Genomic DNA, 12,922 nt, shown 5'->3' with positions numbered 1-12,922 from the left:
TATTAAAAAGTTAAATTGAGACCTAGGTTAACTATTTTATTCTGTGGAAATTGAAGGCCATTATCGTCTGCAACCTCAGGGTCAACGTTATACTGTTTCATATTATCAATAGAGAATAGATTGTACCCGTTAATATAGAACCTTGCCCGCTTCACCTTAATTTTAGCTAGCATTGCAGCTGGTAAAGTATAGCCAAACTCTATTGTTCTTGCCCGGATATATTTCACACTATGCAACCAGAAAGTTGAATTATGATTGTAGTTGCTATGCCCGCCATCATTATAGCGGTTTGCAGGATATTTACCAGGAATCCATGCACTGTTCAAATCAAACGGATCGGCACGGTGCCATCTGTCTTCAAAAATTGTATTCAGGTTACCATTATTCTGAAAGGCCCATCTGGTTTCATAGTTCTGGAACCAGGTATACCCTGCTCCTCCAGAAAAATCTGCATGAAAATCAAAAGATTTATAACTTGCGCCAAAGCTTAAACCAAAATTAATGTTGGGTTGCTTTCCATAGCCAAAGCCAATTGGACGGTCGTCATATTCGTCGATTTTGCCATCGCCATTCTGATCCTTATAGATCAGATCACCAGGTAAAAGACTTCTGTTTCCTTTACCATCAATATTTACCGGATAATTATTGATTTGTTCCTGAGAAGTAAACTGTCCAATAGCTTCATATCCCCAATCTATATTGGTATACCTGTTTTCGGACGAGTTCCGGTATTTATCCCACGAATTAAAAAATAATGGGTTATAAGATTGCAGGTTTTCAGACCGGGTATAGGAAAAATTACCTCCGATATTAAAGTTAAACTGTCCAACTTTACTGCTATAATTTAAAGAGATCTCCTGACCATACTGTGCATCACTGTTCACATTTTCATCTGGCAGTCTGTAGCCCAGTTCAACGGGAACAATAATATCATTTCTTCCTCCCAGTAATCCAGTACGCTTTCTGTAAAAATAATCTATCGTACCCGTAAGCTTATTGTTGAACATGCTAAAGTCTGCACCTACATCAAAAGTCCTGCTCTTCAGCCAGGAAATTCTGTTTAAAGGAATTCCTTTATCTCTGGAAACAATCACTGGGTTTCCATCCAGAATGACTGTTCCCTGGTTATAGTTATAACCTGGAAGATAAGCATATGGAGACACAATAGGTTGATTCGGATCATTTGGATTCCGGTCATCTCCGAGTATGCCGTAAGAAGCACGGAACTTCAGATCACTCAGGATCTTTTTATCTCCCACAATATTTTTCATGAACCCTTCTTCTGTAATTCTCCATCCCGCAGAAACACCAGGGAAATAACCTACGCGTTTATCTGGTGCAAATAAATAAGAGGCATCCCGTCTTGCAGAAGCTTCCAGGTAATACTTACTGTTGTAATTATAATTTAACCTGGCAATGTAGCCGATACGTGCTTCGCCATCATCGACGTCATCATACCTGTCAGCAGTTGGAAAATAGATTAAGGGCAGATTATTGGAAATTGGTGAAGAGTGTATATAATTCCGCTGATGCTTCAGTTCAATCCTTTCTGCAACCAGCGTGGCACCCACGGTATGTTTACCAAAAGTGTTATTATAGTTTAACTGACTCTGAAAAGTGGTTGCAAATTCCTTTTTCTGTTCACGTTCGCGGTATGGATTATTACTACCGCCTGTAACGTCATAAGCACCAGTAGCGGGGCGGTAAGTATAAGTATTATAGGTATACTCATGATTATTGAGTACATAATCTGCCAGATAATAAGAATATACAGCTTTAGCGACCAATCCTTTGATGCCAGGAATCTGGTATTCTGCATTGAAATTAGTTTGTAAAACCCGCCAGTCGTTACGGTATATGCCTGAAAGTTTTTTATTTAAAAAGGCATAATTGGTTTCCGTATGTCCAATATCATTCAGATAGTCTGGATTATCGTTGGCATATGGACGTTCCAAAGGATTGTTCCGCAATACTGCCAAACGTGCCAGCAGGTAATCATCAGTACCGGGAACACCAGGGTTCTCGCGGCTTTCAATCCTTCCGTTAATGTTAACCCCGACCTTAAGCCCATTGGCTACAGTTGCTGTAATGTTAGATTGGATGTTAGTCCGTTTAAATTCATATTCTTTACCCAATACAGAATTCTGATATAGATTTGTCGCGGAAACATAATAGCTCATTTTATCCGTTCCGCCGGTAAAGTTCACATTAACCGAATTCTGAGGGGCATTGTTATTACTTTTCAGGATATAATCCCGCCAGTCAAAACTTCTGTAGGCAGGATCGGTTCCAATTTTGTATTTTTCCAATTCTGCTGGTGTAATACTGGTTTTCCCGTTAGAGTTCATTTCTGCCTCTGCTTTATAACGCATATAATCATAAGAGGTACGCACTACGTCAGGGAATCTTGACCAGTTCTGGAAACCCAGATAAGCATCTACGTTAATCCGGCTTTCACCAGTTGTTCCTTTTTTAGTGGTCACCACAACTACTCCATTCGCTGCGCGTACACCATAAATAGCAGCAGAAGCATCTTTTAGCACTGAAATACTTTCAATATCGTTAGGTGCAATATTGTTAAACTGACCCTCGTCCTGTTGAATCCCATCAATAACATAGAGTGGTCGCCCCATATTTCGAATTTGTATACTGGCACTTGCTCCAGGCCGGCCATCGGTCATCCGAAAGGTAACGCCGGGAATCTTTCCTGCCAGCGCCGTACTTACGGTAGATCCGCCATGTACACGCTCAATATCCTTGCTGGTGACAGAAGAAATTGCGCCGGTAATAGACTCTCTTTTTTGCGAACCGTATCCTGTGACCACAATCTCCTGAAGATCATTGTTGTAGTCTTTCAGTTTAACGGATAGCTCCGTTTGTCCGTTTAAAGGCACTTCTTGCGTAGTATATCCGATATACGCAAATACCAAAATGGCATTTTTATCCGGAACGGTCAATTTAAATTTCCCGTTCGCATCAGACATCCCGCCGATTTTCGTGTTTTTAATTTTCACTGTGACACCGATGAGCGTCTGTCCTTTGTCGTCCGTAACTGTCCCGCTCACGTTGCTCGTTTGTGCGGTACTGGTCAGGGAGAAAAGAAGGAAAATACAAAAGGTAAAAGCTTTAAGCGGATACTGCTTTAAGCGCACACTTCTGCAATAAGCAGGTAGACTTTTTTCCATAAAGAGTTTATATTTGGTTAGGTGTACACTGATCATCAGGTGATTTTATCCGCGTACAATCAAATATTGGTTTTTTAGCTTTTGGTTGTTGCATGCATTTGTATCAATAATTCTTCAATTTGTCTCTTTTTTTTGTCAGATATAGATAGGAAAGGTTCAGTTATAAATCGATTCAGCTTTATAATTATTAATATATTTGAGATAACCATCAGACCAAATTGAAAATTCTAACCTTATTTTTTTTATTGCTGTCTGCCACGCTATCACAGGCACAGCCTTATTACTTTAAACATTACCAGGTAGAGAACGCTTTATCTAATAATAGTGTGTTTTGTAGTACTCAGGACCGCAGTGGTTTTATGTGGATGGGGACAAAAGATGGCCTGAACAGATTTGACGGGTATTCTTTCAAAACTTATCGTCATGATCCTGCAAATCAGAGAAGTCTGGGCAGCGATAAGGTTCATTCGTTACTCAGTGACCAACCAGCCAGTTTATGGGTAGGCACAGCTCAGGGCCTTTATCACTACAATGCAGTTAACGAATTTTTCACACTGGTCAAGGAGACAAAAAACAGGAGTATTAGTGTACTCACGCTTGATCATGAAGGTAATTTATGGATGCTTTCTTCAGGAAAAGTATATATTTATAACATCCTTCACGAAAAATTTTCTACGGTACAGGTTAGTCAATCATTTATTCCAACTTATATTTATTGCCGTCCAAATGGAGAAATTCTGTTGGGCAGCCCGGATGGTTATCTTGCCAGATACATCAAAACATCACGCACTTTTGAGATTCTTTCTTTAACGGCTAAAAATACAGCTATCGGATGGATCTCTTCGATCGAAGAAACAAATGATCAGCAGCTTATTATCGGGACAACGAATCAGGGCATCAAATTATTCGATCTTAAAACAAACGTTTTGAAAGATCTGATCGTAATGAACAAGGATAAAACCCACATTTTTGTCCGGGCCATAAAAAAAATGAATGACCAGGAGTATTGGATAGGTACGGAATCGGGAATCTATATCTACAATCACCAAAACGGGAAACTGGTTCATTTGCAAAAGCAGAACAGCAATCCCTATTCCTTGTCTGACAATGCAATTTATTCCCTTTGCAAAGATACAGAAGGTGGTATGTGGGCCGGAACTTATTTTGGCGGAATGAATTATTATGCTGCCCAATCTTCTATTTTCACCAAATACTTTCCCACGCAGCAGGAAAATTCAATCAGTGGAAATGACATCAGGGAAATCTGTAAAGACAAGAACGGCAATTTATGGATCGGAACCGAAGATGCGGGATTGAACAAATTAGCTCCCGGAAGCGGCAAATTCAGTTCTTATTTCCCTGATGGCAGCAAACACACCATTGCCCATTATAATATTCACGGGCTGCTTGCCGATGGCGATAAGCTCTGGATTGGCACTTTTGAACACGGACTGGATGTAATGAACATCAATACGGGTTTGATTACCAAACATTATCATATGCGTAAGGGAAGTTTACTCCGGTCAGATTTTATCTTAAGTTTATATAAAACCAGGGCTGGTGATCTTCTGATTGCCACTACAGCGGGCATTTATACTTACAATAGCAAAAAGGATGACTTTGATCCTGTACCGGGTTTGCCATTTCTATTCTTTAATAACCTCAAAGAAGATGCAAACGGAACAATCTGGGCAGGAACTTTCAATGACGGACTTTTCAGCTTCAAATTGGGGAACAGCAATTATAAGAATTACAGAAATGATCCTAAAGATGCTGGCAGTCTGCCCAATAATACTGTAAATTGTATTTTTCAGGATAGTAAAAAGAACCTGTGGATTACTACAGATGGCGGTGGTTTATCTCTTTTCCATAAAAAAACAGGCCGTTTCAAATCTTTTACAGTAAAGAATGGGATGCCGGCTAATTTCCTTTTTAATATCCTGGAAGATGATCAATATAAATTATGGATCAGCAGTACGCGTGGACTAGTCTGTTTTGATCCGCTTAAAAAAACAGTTAAAGTTTATACAAAAACTGATGGTCTGCTGACCGATCAGTTCAACTATAGCTCTGCTTATAAAGATACAGACGGCAGGATGTATTTCGGAAGTGTAAAAGGACTGATTAGTTTTCTTCCGCGTCAACTGAAGACCAATACTAAAACTGCGCCTTTATTTTTAACTGGCTTTAAGATTGACCATACAGAAGCCCGGCCTAAAAAAGAAGACCCGGTATTGCAACAATCTATCCTATATATCAATCATATTACGCTGAATAACAATCAATCTTCTTTTAATATAGATTTTGCTGCATTAAGTTATTTTTCTCCGGAAAAAACTGAGTATGCTTATAAAATAAGCGGGTTATATAACAACTGGCAATATCTAAAAACTAACCGGAAAATATACTTTACAAAACTTGCTCCGGGAGAGTATGTTTTTGAAGCAAAGGCGATGATCCAGGGCAGTAATGCATGGAGTAAAAACAACATTAAACTGTTTATTATTGTACTCCCACCCTATTGGAAAAGTCCAGTTGCCTGGTTCATCTATGCACTGCTGTTTATTGGTTTAACTGTCTTGCTGATCAGGCAATACCACCAAACCATCCAGCGTAAAAACAACCGGCGTATGGAAATCTTTGAACATAAAAAGGAAAAGGAGATCTATCAGGCCAAAATTGAATTTTTCACTAATGTGGCACACGAAATACGAACACCGCTTACACTGATTAAAGGGCCAATGGAGAAAATGATCAAAGCTGCTGGAGAAGTTCCTGCATTGGAGAAAAACCTGAAGATTATGGACCGTAATACTGACCGCTTGTTAAATTTGACTAATCAACTGCTGGATTTCAGAAAAACAGAGATTCACGGTTTTTCTTTAAATTTTGTTAAAGCAAATATTTCTGAGATCCTTCACGATGTGAATTTGCAATTTATGCTTGCTGCCGAACAGAAAGAGATTGTTTACGAAACCTTTTTACCTGCAGAGCCGGTATATGCTTATATCGATCTGGAAGCCTTCTATAAAATAATGAGTAATTTGGTAGATAACGCGATTAAATATGGGAAACAAACGGTTAGGGTAACACTGACAGTAAATGAACAGCAGGATCAGTTTATGGTACGTATGCTGAATGATGGAAATAAAATCAAACCTGAACTGGCACTTCATATTTTTGAGCCCTTTTTCAGGACAAGAGAGGCTGAAATGAAACAAGGAACCGGCATCGGCCTGTCTATAGCAAAATCACTGGCCGAACTGCATAAGGGCTCCCTTAAATTGGAAGAAACTCCTGCAGATTATAATATACTGGTGGCCACATTCCCCATTCATCAAATGATAGAGTTCAACTTAAAAGGAAAATGGAAAAAGATTTAAACTTTGTATCAAATACAGCTGATGATAACCAGGAGAAACCGGTGATTCTTCTGGTGGATGACCATGAAGAAATTCTTGAATTCATAGCGGATGATCTGGGCGAAAAGTTCAAAGTCCTGGTCGCAGCGAACGGTATTGAAGGGCTTGAGATCCTGGAGAGAGAAATTGTACACCTGGTTATTAGTGACGTAATGATGCCCAAAATGGATGGTTTTGAATTTTGCAAAAGGATCAAATCAGGGATAGCATTCAGTCATATTCCAGTTATCCTGCTGACAGCCAAAAACAGTTTACAGGCTAAGATTGAGGGTTTGGAACTCGGCGCAGATGTTTATATTGAAAAGCCATTTTCTCCGGAGTTTTTACAGGTACAGGCTCTGAGTTTGATTGCTAACCGCAATAAAATCAAAGCTTATTTTTCAAGCTCTCCGCTGCTCCATATCAAGAGTCTCGCTTACTCCAAGGCAGATGAACAGTTCTTAAAAAAAATACAGATGATTATAGATCAGGCAATCAGTAATCCACAGTTAGATGTAGACCTTCTGACTGATCACATGAATATGAGCAGGCCGACGCTGTACCGGAAAATAAAGTCTATTTCCAATCTTTCTCCGAATGAACTGATTAACCTGGCAAGGCTGAAAAAAGCAGCGGAACTACTGAATGAAGGTACCCTTAAAATCTACGAGATCGCAGAGATGGTAGGATATAGTTCTCAAACTCATTTTGGCCGGATTTTCGCCAAACAGTTCGGAATGTCTCCGACCGATTATGCAGCCAGCATGTACGCGAATCAAAAAAAGAAGGTTTAAGTAATTAAAATCCATGCAAAAAGGATAAATCTTTTTACATGGATACTGCTGTTTAATCAGGTTTCTCTACTCACTCAATTATAGTTTATTAGACAAATGAGATTTCGCCGGCAGACTGGTTGAAAGACCTTTTGATTCCCGGATAAGCTGAAAGATATGATCCGGACGCACTACTACATAATCTGCGTTCAGGGAACCCGCCACATCCTTAAAACTTGTTGGCCTGGCATTATTCCAGGGTTGTGCTTGTATAATTACAAAGCGTGGTGAATTACGATCCCATCCTGCGGCAGCAGAAGCAATATGATCTTTCATATTTTGTTCATTGCTACAGTAGTTACAGGAAAGTGCCATTCCAGGAAGGCTGTTATTGTAAATAGTTAGTCCCCCACCTGTATTCTGACCAGTTAAGCCAAGCAAGGTTGGCGCGTGGCTGGCAAAGGTTTCTCCAACGTTCTGACTGATTCCACCGGTGATGGTGTTCCAGACCGTAATCACCCGCAAACCAGCACGTTTATTATAATCTTCTGTTTTAGCAACAAATTGTTCCAGTAAACTTTGATTAGTCCAGCTGTTCGGATAGGTATAGCCATATCCTGAAGGGCCGGAAATCAGGTTATCATTGTCGGTAGCGGTTTGCCAGAAGTAATTGAGTGCTCCGGGCATAGCATCCAGCATTGCAGGTGATAATGTCCATCCTATAGGAACTGAGCCGCGATCAGGGTTAGACCAAAGCTTACGCATCAAATGTTCGACATATTGTAAATTGTCACCATCACTTAAAATGAAGGCCACATAAATCTTATTTTGTAATGCGGGTTTTGGAGGTATTGGTTTAATATTCACTGTTCTTGATGTACCGCTATGTACGGTCAGATTTGTACACCAATCACTGGCAATGGTTGTCAATCCATATTTTGAGGCTCTTTCTACACCTGAGGCTTCTTCAGGCCACCATCCCATAAAGTTTGAACCTGCGGGCATGGAAGAAAGAAAGCTGTTTAGTAATTCACTTTCACCAGCGATATCCGGATCCAGCCAGACTACCGCTGCACCCAATGCAGTTGCATATTCTCTGAGGGCAGCTTTATGTGCTTCAGGATTTAATCCGATTAATAACCGGTGATCAATGTTTGGCCAGTAGGTATTATATAAAGTTTGGTAGACCTGCAACTTACTACTGAACTGCCCGCGCATATCTACTAAAATGGGTAAATTGTATGGAGCAGAGGTTAAACGTGATAGCAGTAATGGAGAGACGATCAGGGCATTTTTACTTTTTGCAAGCATGGTTGCCAGGTTAACGGTATGTATTTGCGCAGGGTCATAAACGATTAAACCGGATATTTCACTGCGGTATTTAGTAATCAGATCCCATTTGTCTGCGGGTTCAGACCAGCCTAAGCCTAAAGATTGCAACCAGGTATATGGCCCTTCTGCAAATGAATCACCTTCGTAAGAGAAAATACGCGGCTTTGTTTGGTTAATAATCCCTTTTAAAGAGGCAAACAGGTACATTTCTGCGGAGGAACTATTTTGATCTGCACTAACCCAGTCTACTTTGATATAACTGGTTCCCCGCCAGAATACGCGTAACTCTATGGATTGATTATTTGCTGGCATAGTGAAGGGTAACCTAAAGCTGGTATAGTCTGCAGCTATAGCAAACTGCTGACGGGTAACGGTCTTCGTGGTCAGGATCTGCCCGGTTGTGGCATTAACGACTTCAAGATCTACTACCGGATCGTTATTGACGGTATTGTTATCAATCTTCATTCGAAATTCAGCTACGTTCGGGCCAGCTGGTATAGTTTTATCATAGGGCCCGTAAACCATATGAAGGTTTGGAAGGTCAATTCCGGTTTGACAAAGCCAGCCGTCTGTTTCCGGTCTTCCGGTTTTGTGACTGATAGCTGAGCTTTCGGCCTCCCACCGGGAAGATGTTTCGCGAAGCGTAATTAAATCCTGAGTTTGTGCTGGCGCAGTAAAAGATGGAAGAAGCTGACTGGCAGGCCAGGTGATCTGAGCGATTGATGACATGGTATAAAACTGGAGCAAAAGCAGTAGCACAACAACAGTTTTAATAAAATTAAACGATTTAGTCATAGGTAAGAGTAGTTTATAAAGGTTTAGTATTTGGTTATAGACAGGAAGTTATAGCTTTTATTTAATTAGTCCAAAAGATAAAAACAGAAGGATATGAAAAGAGATTTTCATTAAAGAAAACAAAGGAGTACGGGTTATCCGGAAAACAGTTAATTACACCGTTTACATGCCAATTATAGCGATGTGCAAAGGGATGAATTAAAACATACTTTCCCTTTAAATCCGCATTATATCAAAAAGAACATTTATGAAGTCTTCATCGCCTTTAAGGATATTTTGAGCGATGAAGTCTCCAAAAGTGTGTATTGCGGACGGTTTACGAATTTAATAGTAAAAGACTTTCATCTGTACCCATTGTTGCTATCTTTTTAGCCTTTCCATTTAAGGAATCATATTCAAATTCCAGGTCAGGCTGAAAAAACCACCAACTCTGGTAACCTTTTCAATTGGAATTATTTCTGGTGATATTGCTGTTTTCAGTAATTGTTTTTCATCATATCTACCAGAAAGCATATCCGATTTAGCAATTGAAAGACCTCCACTAAGAATTAGCCGGTCCGATTTCCCTATAATTAACGAACCGCCAAAATGTGTATAAAACCTCTGATCAGTGCCCAGACTTCCACCAACAACAAGACCGGCATTCAGGTATCCTGAAACCCTGGTATAGGCATGAAGAAATGCGCCCATAGAGAACATTGCCTGATTATTATTGTTATTTTTTTCAATAGAAATACTATCAGTTAGTCTGTTCCCAATATAAAACGGCTCTTTACGATAAGATTGATCAAAGAATTTGTTACGACCAAAATTCAACACCGGACCAGCGCTAAAATCAATTTTCACTCCTCCTACAATGTTTGCTTTAACATCAAAACTGGTTATTGGCTTAGGACAATTTACTTCTTTCAGTTTTTTAACCTTTATTTTGAAAAGCAACTGATCAGCTCCATAGCCTGCTGAAGCAGTTTTAAATGGATTAATTCTGGAGCTAAAAACATGATCGTAACTTTCAGCGATCCGCTGTCCAAGATTTACCTCACTAATTTTCACCAACTTTTCTTTAAGTTTTACAGCGTTATCAATTAGCTCTTTAATTGCGGAAACTTCATTTGCGGATATCAGATAGTTTCCTTTAAGCTGCTCACCCTCCTTTATAAAATCTGTTGCAGCTTCAAGGTTTGAGGCTATCATATTGTCTATTGCCGACTGTAGCCCGACTGGAAAGGCGCTTTCGTCAATTCCATTTATATGTTTACTAAGAATATAGGTCTGTGCCAGCCTTTTCGATTCTTCAAGATCCAGGTTACATTTGACAACAATTTTATCTAGCTCTGTTAAAAGATCACCAAGACTTAATACTTTTTTAGTGCTATCTTCAAGAGTTGAGTACTTGTGGATAAATTTTTTCATTAAACTATCCTGATCAGCTTCTTGTTCCGGGATAGACTTAAACTTCAGAATCTCTGCCCACATATAAGCATTAGAGTTCATCGTATTTGGCTGCACATCTTGTACTTTATTTAAAGTGGGCATTGCAAATAGTTCTGTAAACAAAGGTGGTTTTTGATTTGGAAACGTTATTAAAGTATCATTAATGCTCACCTCATAAAGAAAGGGATTAACGTTTAAAAGTTGCAGGGTGATTACTTTATTAGCTGGAAAAAATTGGTTCTCAATAGGAACGGGGTTATTAAAATCAAAATATAATGTTCTACTTTTAATACCCCGTTCAAGCGCTGCTTTTTTTAAAGCAATTTTACGCTCAATTTTTTCCCTCGCTGCTTTCTCTCCAGATGTCTCCTGATAGGAGGAGGACGGAATTGTTTGGGCTGTGATACCGCTCCAGAGCAGCATAAACAGACTTAATAAAACTAAATTTTTATTCATGAGTTGTTAATTTAGATATATGGTTGATTACGATAGGATTACTAAAGGCCGTTGAATGGAGCTGTAGCGATTAAGATCTGCCTGTCTTTTATCAGATTTAATTTAACCAGAGAAGAGCTCTGATCTGTAGATGCAATTGTAAAAACCGAGTTGTCATACTTTTTAAAAACCAATTTCCATATGGAGTTTCTTGGCAAATCAAATACGGTGGTGGTTCCCCACCCTAAGTCAACAGGCTTGGATAGCTTAACTACATCAACTTTTTTAATTTGAAAAGAATTATAAATCAAGTTGATAGAAACAACTCCATCATGACCAAAGGGTCCGGATTTTGGGGTTGTCAGCATTTTCCATTTTGCACCACCAAGCGAACTCTGATTCCCGTTATCAAACCAATCTACATTTGATCTGCCTTGCGCACCTAATAAAACAGGGTGAACACTAGCAATATCACATTGCCACCCTGCTTCCATATCACAACCCTGGATTTCATTGTGATTATTTCCATCTATGGAACTCCAAATGTAAGGTCCGCAAGTTTGGTTAACCCGAACAAAAGTTGAATCCTGCAAACTTGAAGTTTCTAAAGAAACCTGGGCAAATTTTAAAGGGAGAACAATTAGTTTCTGACTGAATTTTGCAGTTTCTTTACTACTAAACACCAGCAATTTATCTTTTTTGTAGTCGATTTCAATTTCGCACGGTATAAATACAATTTCATTGGCTGGAGTTTTAAAAAGTGCTTTGGGCATCTGAAATTCAACCTCATTGGTTGCTTTGATAATAGGCTTGATAACTTTCCCATTTATTTTTAAAACTGCACGGTAACCGTCTTTCGCCAGATCCCAAAATCCTCCAGCCAGATGCAACGTGTATTTCTTCTGATTTGGAGCAATAATATTCCCTGTACATAACCTGATCTGGGGCACCCTATCCATCAAAGGTAAGGTTAACATAAGATTCTGTGTATTAATGATAGAATTGGTTACTCCTTTATCTAACTGAATTATGGTCCGGTTAATATCTAAAAAGGTTTGTCTCTCTGCTGCTGTAAAAGAATCCAGGGTATGATCCAATTGACCGTCATAGGCTATTCTGGCCTGCTCAATAACATTCATTAATTGGGACGCTGCGGTAAGTTCAAGTATAGTTCCAGAACTTTGTGCTTGTTGAATAATTGAATTTAAATGATTGGTCAGGCCAGAAAAAAAAGAGCCTAAAACCATAGAAGCCGGACTTGGTGATGGCTCGCAGCTTACATTAAAAAATGAGATGACCATAGCCATGAGAATGATTTTTAAAGACTTCATAATGATTGATTTTATAGTTAAATTTATTTTCCTGATTGCCTTTACGATAATAATAAATTCGTTATGCAGCTCTGAATGCTGATCAGCTATACAAATGTCTTAAGATCAATAACAGAAAAACAGGTGAATTATCACCATATTTTAACAGTAGTTTCCTTTTGATGGATATGGGAAATATCCCGTTCATAAACAGTGATTTACCCGTTGTAGTTACCAATGAATCTTGCCATATTGTG

Annotated in this window: 6 protein-coding genes; 2 read left to right on the top strand and 4 right to left on the bottom strand. The window is 39.2% G+C overall.

Annotated features, from left to right (window positions below; all coding sequences use genetic code 11):
• Positions 1–2 precede the first annotated feature (2 nt).
• Positions 3–3,185 (bottom strand): SusC/RagA family TonB-linked outer membrane protein, encoded by a 3,183-nt coding sequence (locus AB3G38_RS01090; RefSeq protein WP_367866650.1) that lies wholly within the window; start codon positions 3,183–3,185, stop codon positions 3–5.
• Between the two features lie 218 nt (positions 3,186–3,403).
• On the opposite strand from AB3G38_RS01090, the gene AB3G38_RS01085 reads away from it, so the two are divergent.
• Both AB3G38_RS01085 and AB3G38_RS01080 read left to right on the top strand, forming a co-directional pair.
• Entirely contained in the window at positions 3,404–6,568 is a 3,165-nt protein-coding gene (locus AB3G38_RS01085) for a two-component regulator propeller domain-containing protein (RefSeq protein WP_367866649.1), read from the top strand.
• Entirely contained in the window at positions 6,553–7,380 is an 828-nt protein-coding gene (locus AB3G38_RS01080) for a response regulator (RefSeq protein ID WP_367866648.1), read from the top strand. The genes AB3G38_RS01085 and AB3G38_RS01080 overlap by 16 nt, the downstream gene beginning before the upstream one ends.
• 78 nt (positions 7,381–7,458) lie before the next feature.
• Here AB3G38_RS01080 and AB3G38_RS01075 read toward each other — a convergent pair whose 3' ends face one another.
• The 3 genes from AB3G38_RS01075 to AB3G38_RS01065 form a co-directional block, all read right to left on the bottom strand.
• Positions 7,459–9,486 (bottom strand): GxGYxYP domain-containing protein, encoded by a 2,028-nt coding sequence (locus AB3G38_RS01075; RefSeq protein ID WP_367866647.1) that lies wholly within the window; start codon positions 9,484–9,486, stop codon positions 7,459–7,461.
• A 381-nt stretch (positions 9,487–9,867) separates the two neighbouring features.
• Positions 9,868–11,376: a hypothetical protein gene (locus AB3G38_RS01070; protein ID WP_367866646.1), complete on the bottom strand. Its 1,509-nt coding sequence runs from the start codon at positions 11,374–11,376 to the stop codon at positions 9,868–9,870.
• Between the two features lie 41 nt (positions 11,377–11,417).
• A complete protein-coding gene (locus tag AB3G38_RS01065; RefSeq protein WP_367866645.1) occupies positions 11,418–12,686 on the bottom strand; it encodes a hypothetical protein in 1,269 nt (422 codons plus the stop codon).
• Positions 12,687–12,922: the final 236 nt, after the last annotated feature.

It is taken from the genome of Pedobacter sp. WC2423, from assembly GCF_040822065.1.
Lineage (GTDB): Bacteria > Bacteroidota > Bacteroidia > Sphingobacteriales > Sphingobacteriaceae > Pedobacter.
The sequence above is the reverse complement of the archived record's forward strand: the minus strand, read 5'-3'. Positions and strand labels throughout refer to the sequence as shown.

Bases quoted from the DNA above. Each gene is read 5' to 3' on its own strand.
- AB3G38_RS01090 (WP_367866650.1), bottom strand. From the start codon at position 3,185: ATGGAAAAAAGTCTACCTGCTTATTGCAGAAGTGTGCGCTTAAAGCAG.
- AB3G38_RS01080 (WP_367866648.1), top strand. From the start codon at position 6,553: ATGGAAAAAGATTTAAACTTTGTATCAAATACAGCTGATGATAACCAG.
- AB3G38_RS01075 (WP_367866647.1), bottom strand. From the start codon at position 9,486: ATGACTAAATCGTTTAATTTTATTAAAACTGTTGTTGTGCTACTGCTT.
- AB3G38_RS01070 (WP_367866646.1), bottom strand. From the start codon at position 11,376: ATGAATAAAAATTTAGTTTTATTAAGTCTGTTTATGCTGCTCTGGAGC.
- AB3G38_RS01065 (WP_367866645.1), bottom strand. From the start codon at position 12,686: ATGAAGTCTTTAAAAATCATTCTCATGGCTATGGTCATCTCATTTTTT.